Source organism: Streptomyces sp. NPDC031466 (genome assembly GCF_055581265.1).
Genome location: NZ_JBVIJT010000006.1, coordinates 550282 through 570859, shown reverse-complemented (window position 1 = coordinate 570859; position 20578 = coordinate 550282). Strand labels below are relative to the sequence as shown.

The 20578-nt window shown below is 73.0% G+C and carries 18 protein-coding genes; 7 read left to right on the top strand and 11 right to left on the bottom strand.

The features are described from left to right. Window positions 1-206 precede the first annotated feature (206 nt). The 4 genes from ACZ5GP_RS17795 to ACZ5GP_RS17780 all read right to left on the bottom strand — a co-directional run bounded on the left by ACZ5GP_RS17795 (window position 207) and on the right by ACZ5GP_RS17780 (window position 3482). Complete coding sequence (locus ACZ5GP_RS17795; protein ID WP_468751724.1) at window positions 207-1244, bottom strand: hypothetical protein; 1038 nt, start codon at window positions 1242-1244, stop codon at window positions 207-209. Window positions 1245-1416: 172 nt separating this feature from the next. Beyond that, window positions 1417-2145: an LPXTG cell wall anchor domain-containing protein gene (locus ACZ5GP_RS17790; RefSeq protein WP_468751723.1), complete on the bottom strand. Its 729-nt coding sequence runs from the start codon at window positions 2143-2145 to the stop codon at window positions 1417-1419. 209 nt (window positions 2146-2354) lie between these two features. Continuing rightward, window positions 2355-2864, bottom strand: a complete 510-nt coding sequence (locus ACZ5GP_RS17785) for an ATP-binding protein (RefSeq protein ID WP_468751722.1) — start codon at window positions 2862-2864, stop codon at window positions 2355-2357. A gap of 249 nt (window positions 2865-3113) precedes the next feature. Then, window positions 3114-3482 (bottom strand): STAS domain-containing protein, encoded by a 369-nt coding sequence (locus tag ACZ5GP_RS17780; protein ID WP_468751721.1) that lies wholly within the window; start codon window positions 3480-3482, stop codon window positions 3114-3116. Between the two features lie 323 nt (window positions 3483-3805). Between ACZ5GP_RS17780 and ACZ5GP_RS17775 the strand changes: the two genes are divergently transcribed. Beyond that, window positions 3806-4663, top strand: coding sequence for an RNA polymerase sigma factor SigF (locus tag ACZ5GP_RS17775; RefSeq protein WP_468751720.1), 858 nt, complete (start codon window positions 3806-3808; stop codon window positions 4661-4663). A gap of 109 nt (window positions 4664-4772) precedes the next feature. Further along, window positions 4773-5429 (top strand): class I SAM-dependent methyltransferase, encoded by a 657-nt coding sequence (locus ACZ5GP_RS17770; protein ID WP_468751719.1) that lies wholly within the window; start codon window positions 4773-4775, stop codon window positions 5427-5429. Here the strand turns inward: ACZ5GP_RS17770 and hutI are convergent. From hutI to hutU, 4 genes are all read right to left on the bottom strand, one after another. Beyond that, window positions 5426-6616 carry an imidazolonepropionase gene (gene hutI / locus ACZ5GP_RS17765; RefSeq protein ID WP_468751718.1) on the bottom strand — a complete coding sequence of 397 codons (1191 nt, stop codon included), beginning with the start codon at window positions 6614-6616 and terminating at the stop codon, window positions 5426-5428. The genes ACZ5GP_RS17770 and hutI overlap by 4 nt on opposite strands. Before the next feature lie 124 nt (window positions 6617-6740). Then, window positions 6741-8102 (bottom strand): formimidoylglutamate deiminase, encoded by a 1362-nt coding sequence (locus tag ACZ5GP_RS17760; RefSeq protein ID WP_468751717.1) that lies wholly within the window; start codon window positions 8100-8102, stop codon window positions 6741-6743. Continuing rightward, the gene (locus ACZ5GP_RS17755; protein WP_468751789.1) at window positions 8099-9301 is read right to left on the bottom strand and encodes an allantoate amidohydrolase; all 1203 of its coding nucleotides are present in this window, start codon (window positions 9299-9301) and stop codon (window positions 8099-8101) included. Before ACZ5GP_RS17755 ends, ACZ5GP_RS17760 begins: the two co-directional genes overlap by 4 nt. Before the next feature lie 50 nt (window positions 9302-9351). Continuing rightward, on the bottom strand, window positions 9352-11016 hold the full coding sequence (gene hutU / locus ACZ5GP_RS17750; protein ID WP_468751716.1) for a urocanate hydratase: 1665 nt from the start codon (window positions 11014-11016) through the stop codon (window positions 9352-9354). A gap of 127 nt (window positions 11017-11143) precedes the next feature. Between hutU and ACZ5GP_RS17745 the strand changes: the two genes are divergently transcribed. Both ACZ5GP_RS17745 and ACZ5GP_RS17740 read left to right on the top strand, forming a co-directional pair. Continuing rightward, a complete protein-coding gene (locus ACZ5GP_RS17745; RefSeq protein WP_468751715.1) occupies window positions 11144-12604 on the top strand; it encodes a type III PLP-dependent enzyme domain-containing protein in 1461 nt (486 codons plus the stop codon). Window positions 12605-12809: 205 nt separating this feature from the next. Next, entirely contained in the window at window positions 12810-14177 is a 1368-nt protein-coding gene (locus tag ACZ5GP_RS17740; RefSeq protein ID WP_468751714.1) for an APC family permease, read from the top strand. A 3-nt stretch (window positions 14178-14180) separates the two neighbouring features. On the opposite strand, the gene ACZ5GP_RS17735 is transcribed toward ACZ5GP_RS17740, so the two are convergent. Both ACZ5GP_RS17735 and ACZ5GP_RS17730 read right to left on the bottom strand, forming a co-directional pair. Next, window positions 14181-14771, bottom strand: a complete 591-nt coding sequence (locus ACZ5GP_RS17735) for a hypothetical protein (RefSeq protein WP_468751713.1) — start codon at window positions 14769-14771, stop codon at window positions 14181-14183. Window positions 14772-14895: 124 nt separating this feature from the next. After that, window positions 14896-15729 carry a MurR/RpiR family transcriptional regulator gene (locus ACZ5GP_RS17730; RefSeq protein ID WP_468751712.1) on the bottom strand — a complete coding sequence of 278 codons (834 nt, stop codon included), beginning with the start codon at window positions 15727-15729 and terminating at the stop codon, window positions 14896-14898. A gap of 117 nt (window positions 15730-15846) precedes the next feature. Here ACZ5GP_RS17730 and ACZ5GP_RS17725 point away from each other — a divergent pair, with 117 nt between their 5' ends. Together ACZ5GP_RS17725 and ACZ5GP_RS17720 are read left to right on the top strand one after the other, a co-directional pair. Further along, window positions 15847-17274 carry a purine-cytosine permease family protein gene (locus ACZ5GP_RS17725; protein ID WP_468751711.1) on the top strand — a complete coding sequence of 476 codons (1428 nt, stop codon included), beginning with the start codon at window positions 15847-15849 and terminating at the stop codon, window positions 17272-17274. Between the two features lie 11 nt (window positions 17275-17285). Beyond that, window positions 17286-17711 carry a hypothetical protein gene (locus ACZ5GP_RS17720; RefSeq protein ID WP_468751710.1) on the top strand — a complete coding sequence of 142 codons (426 nt, stop codon included), beginning with the start codon at window positions 17286-17288 and terminating at the stop codon, window positions 17709-17711. A 277-nt stretch (window positions 17712-17988) separates the two neighbouring features. Here the strand turns inward: ACZ5GP_RS17720 and ACZ5GP_RS17715 are convergent, their stop codons facing one another. Next, window positions 17989-19380 (bottom strand): cystathionine beta-synthase, encoded by a 1392-nt coding sequence (locus ACZ5GP_RS17715; RefSeq protein ID WP_468751709.1) that lies wholly within the window; start codon window positions 19378-19380, stop codon window positions 17989-17991. Between the two features lie 163 nt (window positions 19381-19543). On the opposite strand from ACZ5GP_RS17715, the gene ACZ5GP_RS17710 reads away from it, so the two are divergent. Continuing rightward, complete coding sequence (locus ACZ5GP_RS17710; protein ID WP_468751708.1) at window positions 19544-20563, top strand: SGNH/GDSL hydrolase family protein; 1020 nt, start codon at window positions 19544-19546, stop codon at window positions 20561-20563. Window positions 20564-20578 lie beyond the last annotated feature (15 nt).

Sequence of the window (20578 nt, the reverse complement as noted above, 5' to 3'; positions counted from 1 at the left end):
CGGCCCGCACCCGCCAAGGCACCGCCGTGGGCAGACGCGTCTGCGGGGTTGCGGTCGTCGGGCGACCGCGGACCGGCTGTGGCTGAGCGCGCAGTTCCCCGCGCCCCTGGGGGGGGTCGTTCCTGACGGGGGCGGTCAGGGCACCGAGGGTGCGGGCGCTGTGGGGTGGGTGGGGCTGGGCACGCCGTTTCCCGGGCCCCTGGGGGTTAACGGTCGGGGGTGAGCCACGGTGTCGGGTGGGTCGGGGGACGGGGGGTGCGGTGGCGGCCCGGGGGGCGGTGTGGGCGGAGGCGGGCGATCGCGGTCATGGCGACGCGGAAGACGGCGGTGGGCACCACGACCACGAGCATCAGCCAGAAGACGGTGACGCCCCACGGGCGCCCCACGCCCCACGGCTGCTCGGCGAGGATCCGCCCGTCGAGCTTCACCGAGACGAGGTAGTCGCCGTGCGCGCCCGCCGCCAGCTCCACCGGCAGCTCGATCCGCGCCCTCCCGCCGGGCGCGACGGTGCCGCGCCACTGCTGCTCCTCCCACCGCGGCGCGAACACGCCGTGGGAGGTACCGATCTGGAAGACGGGGTCCTTGACGGGCTCCGCGCCGACGTTGCCGACCGTGAACGTGAGCGTGCGTCGCGGCGGTGCCCCGAACCAGGTCAGCAGCCCGTCCGAACCGTCGAGGCGGGCGCCGGTGAGGACGGTGAGCCTGCCGTCGCCGCCCGGCGGGGGCAACGGCTTCACGGGGTGGCCCGTGACCTTGAACGCGGTGTCCGTCCGCGCCTTCTCACCCGTCACCGTGGCGACCCGGACGACGCAGGGGCACGGCTCGGGCGGCTCGACCACGGGGAGCTGCCTGCTGAAGGCGCCGTCCTCGTCCGTGGTGACGGCGCGCCCCTCGGAGTTGGCGCACGCGTCGGTGGTGCCGGCGGCGCCCCGGCCGGGCTCGGCCCGACCGCAGATGAGCAGCATGAGCAGGGCACCGGGCCGCCAGCCCGCACCCTTGACGGTGACGTGACCGCCGGGGCCCGCCCGGGGCACGGACAGCCGCACGCCCGGCTCGTCGGACGCCGGCGCGGGCGCCTGCGGCAGCAGCGCGAGGGCGAGCCCGGTCAGGACCGTGACGAGGACGGCCGCCCGCCGCCGTCGCACCCTCCGCGTCACGGCGTGTCCCGCCCGGCCGCCGGACCGCCCGCCCCGCACACCCGCCACTCGCGCACCGGCCACCCGCTCGCCCCGCCTGCCGTTCACCGCGACCCTCCCCTCCCGCTCGCCGCCAACTCCCGTGTGCCGTCCGGCGCTTGTCCGCCCGCCGGCTCCGCCTCGCGTCTGCGGCGACGTACGAACAGGACCGCCGCCCCCGCCACCCCGGGCGGACCGCGCGGGCGGGCCGGACCAGGGCTCGGTCAGGGGTCCGGCGGGACTACCGCGAGCGCGCGGCCTGGTTCCTGCGGGTCAGCCAGAGCGTGCCGGCCGCGCCCGTGAGCAGCACGGTGCCGCCGAGGGTGCCGAGCGCGATCGTGGAGTCCGCGGGGCCGGTCTGCGGGAGCCCTCCGCCACCAGAACCGGTGCCGGAGCCGGAGCCGGAACCCGTGCCGGTGTCGGCCCCGGACCCGGTGTCGGACCCGGACCCCGAGCCGGCCGAGCCTTTGACGTCCAGTTCGAGCGACGGCTTCGGGTTGTTGGACGGCGTGCACGTGGTCGTCGTACCGAGCGCCTTGATGGTGAGGACCCCGGCGGTGAACGTGACCTTGCCGCTCTTCTTCGGCGTATAGGTGCCCGACAGGTCACTGATCCTGATCGGGGTGTTGGCGGGGATCGCCTCGGAGTTCACCGGACCGGAGACGGGCACGGTGCCGCTCTCGGCCCCGCCCAGTTCGATCACCGCGCTCGGCTTCATCGCGCCCTTGCCCAGTTCCACGGGGCTGGAGGAGACGCCCTTCCGGAAGGACATCGTGAGCCGGTAGCCGCCGCCGCTCCTGACGCTCTTGATGTCGATCGGCGAGACGGCGCTCTTGTCACCGATGGGCGTCTTGCACTGGTAGTTGACGTCCTGGACCGCGGCCTGCGCGGCAGGGGCGGCCATCAGCACCGCGGAGCCGCCGGCCAGGGCGGTGGCACACGCGAGCGCGGCCGCTTTCTTGTACGACACCTCGTGATCCCCTCATGCCGGTCCTCGTGGCGTGCCGCGGTGCGGAGTGACGCCGCATTGCTGACGGCACATCAGATTGGGCGCCAAGGTACGCCCGGGACCGTGCCGAGGGAAGACAGAAGACGCGCCGGATCGCGGTGATCCGGCGCGCATGCGAACCGTGGGTAACACCCTTGGCCCAGGCCCTGTCCGGCCCAGGCCCTTGCCGCCTAGGCGGGGGCGCCCAACTCCGCCCAGACCGTCTTGCCCGCGCCGTCCGGGGCGCGCACGACGCCCCAGTCGAGGCAGAGCCGCTGGACGATGAACATGCCGTGACCGCCGGGCCGCCCGGCGCGGTGCGGGGTGCGGGGTGCGGGCTGCCCCGCGCCGCGGTCGGAGACCTCGATGCGCAGCACCTTGCCGTCGCAGAAGAGCCGGAGCGCGTCCGGACCCTCCGCGTGCAGGCAGGCGTTCGTGACCAGCTCGGAGACGACGAGCAGGACGTCCTCCGCGGCGGCGCGCCGGTCGGCGCCCTCCGCGGGCAGCCAGCCCCATGCGCGCAGCGCCTCGCGGGTGTAGTCGCGGGCGAGCGGGACGACGCCGCTGGCACCGTCGAGACTCAGTTCCCGGACCTGGCGAGCCGAGGGCGCCCCGGAAGCCCGGTCCGCGGAGGCGTCCGCGACGGCGGCCTCGGACTCCGGGCCACGGTCGCCCGGCGAATAAGGCCGGGTGGTGCTCATCAGCGCTTCACCTCACCGACAAGATGGCTGAGCACTCTGGACACGCAGAGGACTCTGGACAAGTGGGGGACTCTGGAGGAGTAGGGGACATCGGCTGCTTGCCGTTCTGACAGATGACGGATCCAGGTCTCTCCTGCCCGGTCGAACCGTGAGAACACCCACTTCTTCGGGCCGGTCCGTGTGACGCTGGTAACGCCTTGATAACAGGGGGAGAACTGACGCGTAACTTTCGCGTCGACCGTCACGGGCTCAGTCGGCGAGGGCCGCTTCGAGCGTGTCGTGGACAGTGAAGACGGCCTCCGCACCGGTGATCTCGAAGACGCGGGCCACCACCGGCAGCATTCCGGCCAGGTGGACGCCGCCCCCGGCGGCCTCGGCCTTGAGCCGGGCCCCGAGCAGCACGTTCAGCCCCGTGGAGTCGCAGAACTCAAGGCGCGAGCAGTCGACGACGAGTCGCGAGAACCCGTCGGCGAGGCAACTTTCCAAGGGTTCCCTCAGGAGATCGGCGGTGTGGTGATCGAGTTCCCCCGCCGGGGTGACGACGGCGCTGGTGCCCGCCTTCCGCACTTCGACCAGAAGCCGGCCCCTATGCGCACTGCCGACCGTGCCGCGGTCCATGCCGTCTCTCTCTTCCGACCCGTCGTGGCTGTTGATGACGCCCCTGAACATTACGCCCTCTCCGGAGTTCCCGGTAGCCGAACATCCCCCCGAATTCGGACATTTCGCCTACAACGGCACTTGCGACCGGCAAGCGGAAGCGGGTAGGGGTAGAAGGGACAGCAATCGAGACGGACGGCTTTGGAGGCGCCGCACACCGCAGTGCACGTATGGGCATCGGCAGCCATATGCCGAGAATGATGGAGGACACCATGTCACCCCGGCTCGACGAATCGCATACTGACCAAGCGACGTCGACACCCCCGCCGTCCCACTCCGCCGCCGTGATCCCGGGTCCCGCCCGTGAGCCGCAGCCGGCTCCGCAGACCCCGGAAGGGCTCCACGACCTTCCCGAGATCCCGCCGTTCGCCGAGGTGGGGGCGCTGGACGCGCGGGCCCTGTCCAAGACTCTCTTCGAGCGCCTCGAAGCGCTTGAGGAAGGTACCCACGAACACTCTTATGTACGCAACACCCTGGTCGAGCTCAATCTCGCCCTGGTGAAATTCGCCGCCTCCCGGTTCCGCTCCCGCAGTGAGCCGATGGAGGACATCATCCAGGTGGGCACGATCGGCCTCATCAAGGCGATCGACCGCTTCGAACTCAGCCGCGGCGTGGAGTTCCCCACCTTCGCCATGCCGACGATCGTCGGCGAGATCAAGCGCTTCTTCCGCGACACGAGCTGGTCGGTGCGCGTGCCGCGCCGTCTCCAGGAGCTCCGGCTGGACCTCGCCAAGGCGGGCGACGAGCTCGCCCAGCAGCTCGATCGCGCCCCCACGGTGGGCGAGCTGGCCGAGCGCCTCGGCATCTCCCACGACGAGGTCGTCGAGGGCATGGCCGCGTCCAACGCCTACACGGCGAGCTCGCTGGACGCCCAGCCCGAGGAGGACGACTCCGAGGGCGCGCTCGCGGACCGCATCGGTTACGAGGACCACGGCCTCGAAGGCATCGAGTACGTCGAGTCGCTGAAGCCGCTGATCGCCGAGCTGCCGCCGCGCGACCGCAAGATCCTCTCCCTCCGCTTCGTCGCCAACATGACGCAGTCGGAGATCGGCGAGGAACTGGGCATCTCGCAGATGCACGTGTCGCGCCTGCTCTCCCGCACCCTCGTCAAGCTCCGCAAGGGACTGACGGTCGAGGAGTGAGCCGGCCCGGCGCCCCGCGCCCCAACGGCCCGGTGGGGCCCGCTCCTTGACGGGGGCGGGCCCCACCGGCGTTCCCCGCTCCGGCATGTCGCGCACTACTGTCGCGGGCATGCTCGAACACGATGCCCTCAGTGCCACCCGCGATGCCTACGACGCCATCGCCCCCACGTACGCGCGGCTGTTCGCCGACGCGCTGCGGGAGCGGCCCCTGGACCGCGCCGCCCTGGGCGTCTTCGCCGAGGTCGTCCGCGCGGAGGGACAGGGCCGGGTCGCGGACCTGGGGTGCGGGCCGGGCGACATCACCGCGCATCTGGCCGGGCTCGGCCTGCGCGTGTCCGGCGTCGACGCCTCCCCGGAGATGATCCGCCTGGCCCGGCAGGCCTGCCCGCACCTGCGGTTCGAGGTGGGGTCGATGGCCGCGCTGGACATCGCCGACGGCACGCTGGACGGCGTCCTCTCGCGGTGGTCCATCATCCACACGCCGCCGGTGGAACTCCCCGTCGTCCTCGCGGAGTTCCACCGCGTACTGGCCCCCGGCGGTCACGCCCTGGTCGGTTTCTGGGCGAGCGAGGGCCCGGCCCATCCGACGCAGGCCTTCGACCACACCGTCGCGCCGGCCCACCGGTGGTCACCCGACCACCTCGCCGCGCTGCTGCGCGAGGCCGGTCTCGCCGAGGTGGCCCGCATGACGCGCAAGCCCGAACCCACCGACCGCCGGCAGTTCCAGGAGGTCCACCTGCTCGCCCGCAAGACCGGCACGCGCTAGAGCAGGCCTGCCGGCCGCGTCCGCAGGACTCCCCGCTGCCACACCTCGGCGACCAGCGGGACGCCCGGCCGGTAGGCCAGGTGGACGTGGCTCGGGGCGTCCAGGAGGGCCAGGTCGGCGCGGGCGCCCTCGCGGACGGTGCCGATGTCCGTGCGGCGCAGGGCCCGCGCGCCGCCCGCCGTGGCCGACCAGACCGCCTCGTCCGGCGTCATGCCCATGTCCCGTACCGCCAGCGCGACGCAGAACGGCACGGAGGACGTGAAGGACGAGCCCGGGTTGCAGTCCGTGGAGAGCGCCACCGTCACGCCCGCGTCCAGCAGGCGGCGGGCGTCCGGCCACGTCGCGCGGGTGGAGAACTCGGCGCCGGGGAGCAGGGTCGCCACCGTGTCGCCCTGGGCCAGGGCGTCCACGTCCGCGTCCGTCAGGTGCGTGCAGTGGTCGGCGCTCGCCGCGTCCAGTTCGACGGCGAGCTGGACGCCGGGGCCGTACGAGAGCTGGTTGGCGTGGATCCGGGGGTGCAGGCCCTTCGCCTTGCCCGCCGTCAGGATGGCGCGGGCCTGGTCGCCGTCGAAGGCGCCCTTCTCGCAGAAGACGTCGATCCAGCGGGCGTGCGGGGCGCAGGCGTCCAGCATCTCGCCGGTGACCAGCTCCACGTACGCCGCCGGGTCCTCGGCGTGGTCGGGCGAGACGATGTGCGCGCCGAGGAACGTCACCTCGTCCGTGTGCCGGGCCGCGACGCGCAGGGCGCGGGCCTCGTCGTGCGTGGTGAGGCCGTAGCCCGACTTGGTCTCGAAGGTGGTGGTGCCCTGGCGGAGGGCCTCGGCGAGGTAGTGGGTGACGTTCGCCTCCAGCTCCTCGTCGGTGGCGGCGCGGGTCGCGGCGACCGTGGTGCGGATGCCGCCGGCGGAGTAGGCGCGGCCCGACATGCGGGCGTTGAACTCCTGGGTGCGGTCGCCCGCGAAGACGAGGTGGGAGTGGGAGTCGACGAAGCCGGGGAGCGCGGCGCGGCCCGCCGCGTCGTACCTCTCGTCGGCCGCCGGGGCCTTGGCCGCCGGGCCCACCCAGGCGATCTTCTCGCCGTCCAGGACGACGGCGGCGTCCGTCAGCAGGCCGAGGGGGCCGCCGTCGCCCTGCGCGGGATCGTTGGTGACGAGGCTCGCGATGTTCGTGATGAGGGTGGTGGTCATGGGGTGCTCCGTGGTGGCTGGGGTTTCGGCGGTCCGTCCGCGGTCACCGGAGGGGGTCGGTGTCAGCCCCTCCGGCGGGCGCGGGGCGGAGCCCCGAGGCGGCCGGCGACAGGTGGGGCAGGGGTCACTCGCGTAGCGCGGCGATCGCCTCGGTGAGCGCCGACGGGACGTCGGGCACCAAGGCGTGCGCGCCGTCCCGTACGACGGTGCGGCCCCCGGCCACGACATGGCGGACGTCGGCCGCCGTCGCCGCGAAGACCGCCGTCTCGGCGGCCAGGCGGGGCACGGGGCCGGCCGTGCGGACCGAGTCCAGGGCGATGGTCGTGAGGTCCGCGAGGGCGCCCCGCTCGATGACGCCCGCCTGCGGCCAGCCCAGCGCCGCGTGCCCTTCGGCGGTGGCCGCCCGCAGCAGGGCCGCCGCCGTCCAGTGGCCCCGCGTGTGCGAGCGGAGCCGTTCGTTCAGCTCCATGGCCCGCGCCTCTTCGAGGATGTCGATGACGGCGTGGCTGTCGCTGCCCAGGGACAGGGGGCTGCCCTCCTGTTGGAGGCGCAGGGCGGGGCCGATGCCGTCGGCCAGGTCCCGCTCGGTCGTCGGGCACATGCACGTGCCGGTCGTGGTGCGGCCCAGCAGGCCGATGTCCTCGTCCGTGAGATGCGTGTTGTGGACCCCGGTGGTGCGCGCGCCGAGCACGCCGTGGTCGGCGAGGAGCCGTGTCGGCGTACAGCCGTGCACGGCCTGGCAGGCGTCGTTCTCCGCCGTCTGCTCGGAGAGGTGGACGTGCAGCGGGGCGTCCCGCTCGGCCGCCCACCGCGCGACCGTGCCGAGCTGGCGCGCCGGGACGGCCCGTACGGAGTGGATCGCCGCGCCGATCCGGGCGTGGGCGCGGTCCTTGAGGGCCGAGGCCCGCTCGGCCCAGGCCTCCGCCGTGCCGTCGGAGAAGCGGAGCTGATGGCGGTCGGGTTCCTTGCCGCGTGTCTCGGAGAGCAGTCCCGAGGCCACGTACGCCGTGTCCAGGAGCGTGATCCGCACGCCCGCGTCGGCCGCCGCCTGGATCAGTGCCTCGCCCATCGCGTTGGGGTCGGCGTACGGCGTGCCGCCGGGCGCGTGGTGGAGGTAGTGGAACTCCCCCACCGTCGTGATGCCGGCCAGCGCCATCTCCGCGTACACCGCGCGGGCCAGCGCGTGGTAGGTCTCCGGCGTCAGGCGGTCCGCCACCCCGTACATGACCTCGCGCCACGTCCAGAACGTGCCGGAGCCGACCTGGACGGTGCCGCGCAGCGCGCGGTGGAAGGCGTGGGAGTGCGCGTTGGCGAGACCGGGCAGCGTCAGGCCGCGCAGGACCGTCGCGCCGGGCTCGGGCCGGTCCACGCCCTGGCGGACGGCCGTGATCCGCTCGCCCGTCACCTCCACCGCCACGCCCGGCTCCACATGGGTGCCGAGCCAGGCGTGCTCCAGCCAGTAGGTGTCCGTGCGCTCGGTCGTCACGTGCGGACCAGCCCTTCCAGTACGTCGGCGAGTGCGCTCACCCCGGCCAGGCAGTCGTCCTCGGCGGCGTGCTCGGCCGGGGAGTGCGAGACACCGGTGGGGTTGCGTACGAACAGCATGGCGGTCGGGATGGCGCCGGACAGGATTCCGGCGTCGTGTCCCGCGCCGGTGCCGAGGACGGGGACCGGCCGGTCGGCCCCGCCCCGCAGGATCCTGCCCAGCTCGTCGCGCAGGGCGTGCTCGAACTCCACCACGGGGGTGAAGGACTCGCGGACGACGTCGAGGTCGATGCCGTGCCGGTCTGCGTACTCCCGGGCGGCCTTCTCGATGGCGGTGACGACCGTGTCGAGGGTCGCCTGGTCGGCGGCGCGGGAGTCCAGCCAGCCGCGTACGAGGGACGGGATGGCGTTGACGCCGTTCGGCTCGACGGAGATCTTGCCGAACGTGGCCACCGCGCCCGCGAGTTCGGCCTCGCAGCGGGCGGCGAGGACCGTCTCGGCGTAGGTCGGCATCGGGTCCCTGCGGTCCACCAGGCGGGTGGTGCCCGCGTGGTTGGCCTCGCCCCGGAAGTCGAAGCGCCAGCGGCCGTGCGGCCAGATGGCCGACGCGATGCCGACGGGGTCGCCGGACAGGTCCAGGGCGCGGCCCTGTTCGACGTGCAGCTCCACGAAGGCGCCGATCCGGGCGAGGCGTTCGGGGTCGGGGCCGATCGCCTCGGGGTCGTGGCCCGCCGCCTCCATCGCCTGGGGCAGCGTGATGCCGTCACCGTCCCGGAGCTTGTGCGCCGCCTCGACGGTGAGCTTTCCCGCGGTGAGCCGCGAACCCACGCAGGCCAGGCCGAAGCGGGCGCCTTCCTCGTCGCCGAAGTTGACGATGGCGAGGGGCTTCGTGAACTGGGTGCCGCGGGCGCGCAGTTCGTCGAGGGCGGCGAAGGCGGAGACGACGCCGAGGGGGCCGTCGAAGGCGCCGCCGTCGGGGACGGAGTCCAGGTGCGAGCCGGTGACGACGGCGTTTCCCTGGCCCGGGTCGCCCAGCCAGGCCCACTGGTTGCCGTTGCGGTCCAGCTCGTAGGTCAGGCCCCGCTGCCGCGCCTGCTGCTCGAACCAGGCGCGGCAGTCGGCGTCCGCCGCCGTCCAGGCGTAGCGGCGGTAGCCGTGGGAAGCGGAGTCCCGGCCGATCGGCGCGAGCTCCCGCCACATTTCCCGGAACGTCGGCGCGGACACCGGCGGGGCTGCTTCTCCAGCGCCGGTCACTTGCCGTCACCCTCCCGCATGGGAACCCGTACGCCCTTGTCGTCCGCCACGGACTCCGCGATGTCGTACCCGGCGTCCACGTGCCGGATGACGCCCATCCCGGGGTCGTTGGTGAGGACGCGGCGGATCTTCTCGCCGGCGAGCTTCGTGCCGTCGGCGACCGAGACCTGGCCCGCGTGGATGGAGCGGCCCATGCCGACGCCGCCGCCGTGGTGGAGGGAGACCCAGCTGGCGCCCGAGGCGACGTTCACCATGGCGTTCAGGAGCGGCCAGTCGGCGATCGCGTCGGAGCCGTCGAGCATGGCCTCGGTCTCGCGGTACGGGGAGGCGACCGAGCCGCAGTCCAGGTGGTCGCGGCCGATGGCGAGGGGGGCCTGGAGTTCGCCGGAGGCGACCATGTCGTTGAAGCGCTCGCCGGCCTTGTCGCGCTCGCCGTAGCCGAGCCAGCAGATGCGGGCGGGCAGGCCCTGGAAGTGGACGCGCTCGCCGGCCATCTTGATCCAGCGGTGCAGCGAGTCGTTCTCCGGGAAGAGGTCGAGGATCGCCTTGTCGGTCTTGTGGATGTCGGAGGCCTCGCCCGACAGGGCCGCCCAGCGGAAGGGGCCCTTGCCCTCGCAGAAGAGGGGGCGGATGTAGGCGGGGACGAAACCGGGGAAGGCGAACGCGCGCTCGTAACCCGCCAGTTGGGCCTCGCCGCGGATGGAGTTGCCGTAGTCGAAGACCTCGGCGCCCGCGTCCATGAAGCCGACCATGGCCTCGACGTGCCGCGCCATCGACTCGCGGGCCCGCGTCGTGAAGCCCGCCGGGTCCTTCGCCGCGTACGTCTGCATCTCGTCGAAGTCGACGCCGGTCGGCAGGTACGCGAGCGGGTCGTGGGCGGACGTCTGGTCCGTGACGATGTCGATGGGGGCGGACTCGGCGAGCATGCGCGGCAGCAGGTCCGCGGCGTTGCCGAGCAGGCCGATGGAGAGCGGGCGGCGCGCGTCGCGGGCCTCGACGGCCAGCTGGAGGGCGTGCTCCAGGGAGTCGGCCTGCACGTCGAGGTACTTGTGCTCGATGCGGCGCTCGATCGCGCGCGGGTCGCAGTCGACGCAGATGGCGACGCCGTCGTTCATGGTCACGGCGAGCGGCTGGGCGCCGCCCATGCCGCCGAGGCCGGCGGTGAGGGTGATCGTCCCGGCGAGGGTGCCGCCGAACTTCTTCGCCGCGACCGCCGCGAACGTCTCGTAGGTGCCCTGGAGGATGCCCTGCGTGCCGATGTAGATCCACGAGCCGGCCGTCATCTGGCCGTACATGGTCAGGCCCAGCTGTTCCAGGCGGCGGAACTCCTCCCAGTTCGCCCAGTCGCCGACCAGGTTGGAGTTGGCGATCAGGACGCGCGGGGCCCACTCGTGGGTCTGCATGACGCCGACGGGGCGGCCGGACTGGACGAGCATCGTCTCGTCCTGCTTGAGGGTGCGCAGGGTGCGGACCATCGCGTCGAAGGAGCGCCAGTCGCGGGCCGCCTTGCCGGTGCCGCCGTAGACGACGAGCTTGTCCGGGTGCTCGGCGACCTCGGGGTCGAGGTTGTTCTGGAGCATCCGCAGGGCGGCTTCCTGCTGCCATCCCAGGGCGCTCAGTTCCGTGCCGCGCGGTGCCCGTACGGGGCGGGGTCCTGACATGGCGGGGCCTCCTCGGTACCGTGAGTCTGTTATTCACATCCTGGAGTTCTGAATAGAACTAGTCAATAGCGAACGAATGCGCGAGTACGCGCCCTGGGGGCGCCGCTTGGGTGGTTGGCTGGATCGCATGGCCCACGACGCGGACGACCAGCAGACCAAGGCCCTCCGGGCGGAGGAGCGGGAGGCCCCGGCCCTCCCTGCGGACGAGCAGCAGACCCAGGTTCTCCCCGTGGACGTGGACGTGGACGCGGGCGCGAGCGCCGGTGCCCCCGCTCGCCGGGAGCGGGCCGTCCGTGCCGCCGTGGTGCAAGGTGTCGTCGGCCCGGCCGCCCCCCTCGCGGGGCTGCTCGACATCGCCGGCGTCCGCGCGAGCGCCGCCGCCCTGCGGGCCGCCTTCGCCGCCGTCACCCCGCCCGGCACCCCCGTCCTGCACGCCTTCGCCGTGAAGGCCACCCCGCTCGTGCCGGTCCTGCGGCTGCTGCGCTCGGCGGGGATCGGCGCCGAGGTGGCGAGCCCCGGTGAGCTGGCCCTGGCGCGGGCCGCCGGTGTCGCGCCCGCCGACACGGTCCTGGACTCCCCCGCCAAGACCCCGGCCGAACTGCGCCAGGCCCTCGCCCTCGGCATCGCCGTCAACGCCGACAACCCGCAGGAGCTGGCCCGCCTCGACGCCCTCGTCCGGTCGGCGCCGACCGCCTCCCCCCTCGGGCTGCGGGTCAACCCGCAGATCGGCGGCGGCTCGATCGGCGCCCTGTCGACGGCGACGCCCACCGCCAAGTTCGGCGTCCCGCTGCGCGACCAGGACGCCCGGGAGTGGGTCGTCCGGGCCTTCCTGGAGCGGCCGTGGCTGACCCGGCTGCACGCGCACTCCGGTTCGCAGGGCCTGCCCCTGGAGATGATGGCGCGCGGCGTCGAAGCCACGTACGACCTGGCCGAGGAGATCAACGAACGCGCCGGGCGGCGGCAGATCGACGCGATCGACATCGGTGGCGGCCTGCCGGTCGACTTCGGCTCCGACGAGGAGAGCCCCACGTACGCGCAGTACGCGCGCCGCCTCAAGGCGAGGGTGCCGGGGCTGCTCGACGGGCGGTACGGCCTGGTCACCGAGTTCGGCCGCTCGCTGCTCGCCAAGCACGGGACGCTCCTCGCCCGCGTCGAGTACGCGAAGCAGGCGGGCGGCAGGCGCATCGCGGTGACGCACGCGGGCGTGCAGGTGGCGACCCGGACGGTGTACGCGCCGCAGGCGTGGCCCCTGCGGATCGCCGCCTACGACGCGCAGGGCCGGCCGAGGAGCGGGCCGGCCGTGGGCCAGGACATCGCGGGCCCGGCGTGCTTCGCGGGCGACCTGCTCGCGGAGAACCGCCCGCTGCCGCTGCTCGAACCGGGCGACCACGTGGCCGTGCTGGACACGGGCGCCTACTGCTTCACGGCGCACTACGGCTACAACAGCCTTGCCAGGCCCGGCATTTACGGTTACTCGGTGCACGGCGACGACGTGCGGTTCGCCGCCGCCCGCGAGCCGCAGACGCTCGACGAGATCGTCGCGGAGGCGGGCGGCGGCGCGGAACGGGACGCGCTGCGGTACCTCTGAGGCCCCTGCAGGTTCCGGGTCCTTCAGGTCTCCTCGGGCTCCATCAGGTCCCCTCGGGCTCCTTCAAGTACCTCCACGGGCGCCGAAGTCCCGTGCCAGGCTCAGAGGTTGCTCAACTCGCGCATGGTGACGTGGCTCACGGGCAGACCCTGACTCCAGAACGTGTTTTCGGTCAGACGTGTTCCCGGTCTCGGGGGAGGCTCCCATGACGGCATCCGGCACACCCACCACCGCGCCACCGCCCGCCGAGGACGGCGCGCTGCACCGCGCCATCGGCCCCAAGCTGCTGATCCTCTTCGTGATCGGCGACATCCTCGGCACGGGCATCTACGCCACCACCGGCAAGGTCGCGGGGAAGGTCGGCGGCGCGCTGTGGCTGCCGTTCGCGATCGGGTTCGTCGTGGCGATCCTGACGGCCGCCTCGTACGTCGAACTGGTCGGCAAGTACCCGAAGGCGGCCGGCGCCGCGCTCTACACGCAGAAGGCGTTCAAGACGCCGTTCCTCACCTTCATCATCGCCTTCATGGTGATGTGCTCGGGGCTCTCCTCGGCGAGCGCCGCCGCCCGCGCCTTCAGCGGCGACTACCTCGCCGAGCTGACCGGCGACGCGCTGCCCCCGACGCTGATCGCGATCACCTTCATCGTGCTGCTCGCCGCGCTGAACATGCGGGGCGTCTCGGAGTCGGTGAAGACCAACGTGGTCCTGACCCTCGTCGAACTGACCGGCCTCGTGATCATCCTCGGGATCGGCGCGTACGCCGTGCTCACCGGCGACGGCGAGCCCTCCCGGCTGACCGACTTCGAGGCCGGGGGCGGCACCGGGTACGCCCTGATGACGGGGGTGCTCGGCGCGACCGCGCTCGGCTTCTTCGCCTTCGTCGGCTTCGAGGACTCGGTCAACATGGCCGAGGAGACCAAGGACCCGGAGCGCACCTTCCCGCGCGCGATCTTCATCGGCGTGGCGGTCACGGGCACGATCTACGTCCTGGTGGCGCTGGTCTCCTCCCTCCTGGTCGACTACAAGACGCTGGAGGGGTCGAGCGGCCCGCTGCTGGAAGTGGTGAAGGCCGGCGGCGTCGACTTCCCGCACAAACTCTTCGCGCTGATCGCCCTGTTCGCGGTCACCAACTCGGCGCTGATCAACATCATGATGGCCTCGCGGCTCTGTTACGGCATGGCCAACGAACGCATCCTGCCGCGCGCCATGGGCCGCGTCCTGTCCAAGCGCCGCACCCCGGTCGTCGGCATCGTCTTCGTCTCGCTGCTCGCGATCGGCCTGGTCTCGACGGGCGAGATCGAGGGGCTCGGCGACACCACGGCGTTCCTGCTGCTGTGCGTGTTCGCGGTGGTCAACGTGGCGGTGCTGGTCCTGCGCCGGGACCGCGTCGACCACCACCACTTCCGCACCCCGACCGCCCTGCCGGTCCTCGGCGCGCTCACGGCGCTGATCCTCGCGAGCCCGCTCGCCGACCGCCCGGCGGAGGTCTACGTCCGCGCGGGCGTCCTGCTCGTCATCGGCATCGCCCTGTGGGCCGTCAACAAGGTGGTCCTGAAGGCCGGCGGCGAGGAGTGAGGCTCAGCGCCGCGCACCCGCGGCGGTGCGGCGCCGGGCCCCGCCGGGCGCCGCGTCGCCCGCCGCCGGGCCCGTCATCCGGTAGGCCCGCACCGCCTTGCCCGCGGGGGCGCCCGCGCCACGCCCGAGCCAGTCGACGCGCACCCACAGGAGTACGTCGCCGTCCTGCTCGCGGCGGCCGAGGCGGGCCGCCTTCGCCCAGAGCCCGGCGCCCGCGCCCGCGAGGACGGCGCCACCGGCCACGGGCAGCAGGAACGCGCTGCCGAGCGCGGCCACAAAGGCGGCCAGGAGCCACCACCGGTGCCCGCGCCGCCAGTTCCGCACGGTCACGGCGCGGCTCTGGAGCACGTCGTGCTTCCCGGCGCGGACGGCCTCGCGGGCCAGCGTGTCGTACCGCTTGGCCCGGACGTACGCGACGACGGCGGCCGTCACGAGGAACAGCGCGGCCCCGGCGAGCGCGCCGACGCGCCGCCCGGTGAGCCCCTCCGGCAGCGCCCCGGCCCCGGCGGCGACCACCCCGAGCCACCACAGGGGCGCCGCCCCGGCCCGCACGACCACCGACACCCTCGCCAGCCCATGTCCACCGCGTCCCACGTCGCCTCCCACGCCTCCTGCCGCGCTGCTCCGGCACCGTTCCGGCACCGCTTCGGCGCAGCAGGTTAGCGGCGGAATCTGAGGAGAGGGTGAGAGCCCGGTGGCCCGTCGGCCCCTGGAGGGCTCACTCCACGAACAGGCCCCGCGCCGCCGCCCCCGCGTCGAACTCCTCCAGGCGGGCCTGCGCGTCCGGCAGGCCGTCGCACATGGCCTCCAGGAGGACGCGGCCGAGCAGCATGGGGGCACACGCCGTGTCGAAGGCCAGGCCGGTGCCGACGGCCGCCGGGAGCAGGAGGTGGGAGTACGCGGCCACCGGGGCGAACGGCGAGTCCGCCACGGTGATCACCGTGAGGCCCGCCTCCCTCGCGTGGGCCAGCGCCTCCACGACCTCCCGGGGGTGGCGCGGCAGCGCGAAGCACAGGAGCGCCGTGGCGCCCGCCCGTACCGCCGCGTCGACGCGGTCGATGAGCATCGTGCCGCCCTCGTCGAGGAGGCGTACGTCGGGGTGGACCTTCGCGGCGAAGTACGAGAAGCCGTACGCCTGGGAGGCGGCGGCCCGCAGGCCGAGGACCGGCAGCGGACGGGAGGCGGCGAGGAGGCGGCCCGCCCGCTCCACCGGCGCCGGGTCGGCGAGGGCCTCCGCGAGGTGGCGGAGGTTGTCGATCTCCGCCTGCACCGCCTGCTGGTACTCGTTGAGCGCGTCCCCGGCGGCCGTCCCGGCGGGCGCCACGTCCCGCAGGTGCTTGCGCAGGGCGGGGTAGCCGTCGAAGCCGAGCGCCACCGCGAAGCGGGTGACGGAGGGCTGGCTCACACCGGCCAGTTCCGCCAGCTCGACGCTGGAGAGGAAGGGGACGTCCGCCGCCCGCCGCACCATGCAGTGCGCGATGCGGCGCTGCGTGGGCGTCAGCCGGTGCCCCTCGAAGAGCACGTGCAGCCGTGCCGCAGGACTGTCACTCATACCGTTCCTTGTCACCGGTGACGCACGCCGGACCATTGACAACCTATTCAGTCAGCAAGAACTCTGCATGACGATATGCAGCCGAGCAAGACGCGCGAGCAGCGGAGGGCAGTCGTCATGGCAGCTGAAGACCTGGTGGAGCGGCGCTCCATCGACGTCGTCCCCGACGACGAACGGCACGGCACCGCGTTCAGTCAGTTCACGCTCTGGCTCGGTGCCAACCTCCAGATCACCGCGGTCGTCACGGGCGCGCTCGCCGTCGTCTTCGGCGGCGACGTCGTGTGGTCGATTCTCGGCCTCGTCGCCGGCAACCTCCTCGGCGGCGCGGTGATGGCGCTGCACTCGGCGCAGGGCCCGAGGCTCGGCCTGCCCCAGATGATCCAGTCCCGGGCGCAGTTCGGCGTGAAGGGCGCGGCCGTCCCGCTGTTGCTCGTCATCCTCATGTACGTCGGCTTCTTCGCGAGCGGCAGCGTCCTCGCCGGGCAGGCCACGGCCGAGTTGACGCACACCGACGACACCACGGGCATCGTCCTCTTCGCCGCCGTCACGGCGGTCATGGCGGCGGTCGGTTACCGCGTCATCCACGTGCTCGGCCGGGTGGCGAGCGTGATCTGCGCGCTCGCGTTCGTCTACCTCGGTGTGCGGCTCCTGGACCGCGTGGACCTGTCCGCCCTGCTGGGCAACGCCCATTTCGACCTGCCGATGTTCCTGCTCGCCGTCTCCCTCTCGGCGTCCTGGCAGCTGGCCTTCGGGCCGTACGTCGCCGACTACTCGCGCTATCTGCCGCGTACGACCTCCGCGAAGGCCACGTTCTGGTGGACGCTCTCGGGCTCGGCCATCGGGTCGCAGTGGTCCATGACGTTCGGCGTGCTGGTCGCGGCGAGCGCGGGGGACGCCTTCCTCGCCGACCAGGTCGGCTACGTCGTCGGCCTCGGCGGGAGCGGCCTGATCACCTCCTTCCTGTACTTCGTGATCGCGCTCGGCAAGCTGACCATCAACGTCCTCAACACCTACGGCGGCTTCATGTCGATGGTGACCGGCGTCAGCGGCTTCCGCGGCCAGAAGGTGCTCGGACCGCGCGGCCGGACCGCGTACATCGCCGTGATCATGGTGGCGGGCACGGTGGTCGCGCTGCTCGGCAAAGACAGCTTCCTGACGTCCTTCAAGGACTTCCTGCTGTTCCTGCTGACCTTCTTCACGCCCTGGTCGGCCATCAACCTCGTCGACTACTACCTGATCTCGCGCGAGCGGTACGACATCCCGGCGCTCAGCGACCCGCACGGCCGCTACGGCGCCTGGCGCCTCGCCGCCCTCGCCGTCTACGGGATCGGGCTGCTGGCCCAACTCCCGTTCCTCGTGACGCACTTCTACACGGGCCCGCTCGTCGAGCCGCTGGGCGGCGCGGACCTCTCGTGGATCGTGGGCCTGGTGGTGCCCGCGGTGCTGTACTGGGCCCTGGCCCGGCACAGCAGCGTCGCACCAGGGGCTGGTCCCCAGGCGGATACGGGGGTTATCCCCAGCGCCGACGAGGCCCCGGCCCCGTAACGTGGTCGGCCATGGAAGCCCGTGACGCCGAACTGAAGAAGGAACTCGACGCCACTCTGCACGCCCGCAGAGAGCTCGGCGAAGAGTACGACTCCGCCCTGGTCGAATCCTTCCTCGGGAAGATCGAGCAGCGCCTGGACGGCACGGTCGACCGCCGCCTGCGCCGTCACCTGGCCGAGCAGCAGATGACCGTCGCCCGCGGCGCCCGCTCCCCGTCCGGCGGCGCCGTGGACGCCTGGAGCGAGCGGTTCGGCTTCGGCCTGGTCTCCCTGATCCTCGCGGTCCCCCTGTCCGGCATCGGCGCGGCCACCGCCGGCCTGCCCGGACTCCTCACCACCTGGATCGGCATCGTCGGCGTGAACGCGGCGCAAGCGCTCCACGGCACGGACTTCGGCCGCCGCCGCAAGGACCGCGGCACCTCGGAGTGGGACGACTGACGGAGGCCGACGTGCCGGGCGGTCGAAGGCGGTGAGTGGCGCGGGGACCGCCGCACCCCCGGTTGCCCAGGGGGCGGGACGACGGCGGTCCCCGCGAGGGACGTGTGCCGGGTCAGGACCGGGCCACGTCCCGGCGTCCAGAGGTCCGGGAGCCGCTCCGGAGTTCCTGACGCCGACACCCATCACTGTGCCGGGCCAGTGTTAAGCGGGTGCTGCGCGCACGTGTCGCGCTCGTACCACTTGCGCGAAGCCCCCGGACCGGGCCGGGCCCGCTGCGCTAGTGACCCTGCTGCTCCGCGAGGAACGCGAGCAGGTCCTGGCGGCTCACGACGCCCGTCGGCTTGCCCTCGACCAGGACGATCGCCGCGTCGGCGCCGCCGAGCACCGACATCAGGTCGGCCACCGGCTCACCGGAGCCGACCTGCGGCAGCGGGTCCGACATGTGCTTCTCCAGCGGGTCGCCGAGCGAGGCGCGCTGGGCGAACAGGGCGTCGAGCAGCTCGCGTTCGACCACGGAGCCGATGACCTCGGCGGCCATCACGTCGGGGTGTCCCGCGCCCGGCTTCACGATCGGCATCTGCGAGACGCCGTACTCGCGCAGCACCTCGATGGCCTGACCGACCGTCTCCTCGGGGTGCATGTGCACCAGCGAGGGCAGCGCGCCGCCCTCCTTGCGGCGCAGCACGTCGGCGACGCGCGGCTGGTCGCCGGGCTCCTCCAGGAAGCCGTAGTCGTTCATCCACTCGTCGCTGAAGATCTTGCTCATGTAGCCGCGCCCGGAGTCGGGCAGCAGCACCACGACGACGTCGTCCGGGCCGAGCCGCTCCGCGACCCGCAGCGCCGCCACGACCGCCATGCCGCAGGAGCCGCCGACGAGCAGCCCCTCCTCCTTGGCAAGACGTCGCGTCATCTGGAAGGAGTCCTTGTCGGACACCGCGATGATCTCGTCGGTCACGTTCCGGTCGTACGCGGTCGGCCAGAAGTCCTCGCCGACGCCCTCCACGAGGTAGGGCCGCCCGGAGCCGCCGGAGTACACGGACCCCTCGGGGTCGGCGCCGACGACGGTGACCTTGCCCCCGGAGACCTCCTTCAGGTAGCCGCCGGTGCCGGAGATGGTGCCGCCGGTCCCGATGCCCGTGACGAAGTGGGTGATCTTCCCCTCCGTCTGCTCCCACAGCTCGGGGCCGGTGGAGTGGTAGTGCGAGAGCGGATTGTTCGGGTTGCTGTACTGGTCGGGCTTCCAGGCGCCGGGCGTCTCGCGCACGAGGCGGTCGGAGACGTTGTAGTACGAATCCGGGTGCTCGGGGTCGACGGCGGTCGGGCAGACGACCACATCGGCGCCGTACGCGCGCAGCACGTTGATCTTGTCGAGGGACACCTTGTCCGGGCAGACGAAGATGCACTTGTAACCCTTTTGCTGGGCCACGATGGCGAGCCCGACGCCGGTGTTGCCGGACGTCGGCTCGACGATCGTCCCGCCGGGCTTCAGCTCCCCGCTCTGCTCGGCCGCCTCGATCATGCGCAGCGCGATGCGGTCCTTCACGGATCCGCCGGGGTTGAAGTACTCGACCTTGGCCAGGACGGTCGCCTGGATGCCCGCGGTCACATGGTTGAGCCTCACGAGCGGGGTATTGCCGACGAGGCTGATCATCGAGTCGTGGAATTGCACCGTTGTCTCCGGGCTGCGATGTAGTGCGACGAATTGGTGCGGTCAGCCTAAGGGTCCCTCTCATCCGTTCACCTCCGCCCACGATTGGCCGACCGTGCTTTCGGGGCAATGAGTGGGTGTACGGCTATACGGCGGTTCGGCTACGAGGAGGTGGCTGCGGGGCATGTCGAGGGCGAGGGTGGCACGGCGGATCGCGGCGGGAGCGGCGTACGGCGGCGGAGGGATCGGGCTGATCGGGGCCGCGGCGGTCGGCGTGGTGCTCGCCGAGGTGCAGCTGGCGAAGCGGTCCGTGGGCGGGTCGCACGCGGATCCGCCGCGGGCGGACGGCCGCTACGGCAGGGCGTACGGCGAGATCTCCGGCCTCCCCGACTGCTCCGAACCGGTGCGGTTCGCGATGCTCGGGGACTCCACGGCCGCGGGGCAGGGCGTGCACCGGTCGGGGCAGACCCCGGGGGCGCTGCTCGCCTCGGGGCTCGCGGCGGTCGCGGAGCACCCCGTCGACCTGCGGAACGTGGCGCTGCCGGGCGCCCAGTCGGACGACCTGGACCGGCAGGTGACGCTGATCCTGTCGGACCCCTCCTGGGTGCCGGACGTGTGCGTCATCATGATCGGCGCGAACGACGTGACGCACCGGATGCCGCCGACCCGTTCGGTGCGGCACCTCTCCGGGGCGGTGCGGCGGCTGCGGACCGCAGGGGCGGAGGTGGTCGTCGGCACGTGTCCCGACCTCGGCACCGTGGAGAACGTCTACCAGCCGCTGCGGTGGCTGGCCCGCCGGGTCTCGCGGCAGCTGGCCGCGGCGCAGACGATCGGCGTGGTCGAGCAGGGCGGGCGGACGGTGTCCCTGGGCGATCTGCTGGGCCCCGAGTTCGCGGCGAACCCGCGGGAGCTGTTCGGTCCCGACAACTACCACCCCTCGGCGGAGGGCTACGCGACGGCGGCCATGGCGGTTCTCCCCACGCTGTGCGCGGCGCTCGGCCTCTGGCCCGAGGAGGAGCGGCCCGACCTCTCGCGGCGCGAGGGTTTCCTGCCGGTGGCGCAGGCGGCCGCGCAGGCCGCGGCGGAGGGCGGCACGGAGGTCACCCCGGCGATGCCGGCCGGCCCCCGGGGCCCCTGGGCCCTCATCAAACGCCGCCGCCGACGCCGCATCCACACCCCGGAACCCTCCCCCCTCCCCCAATGACTCCCGACCACAAAC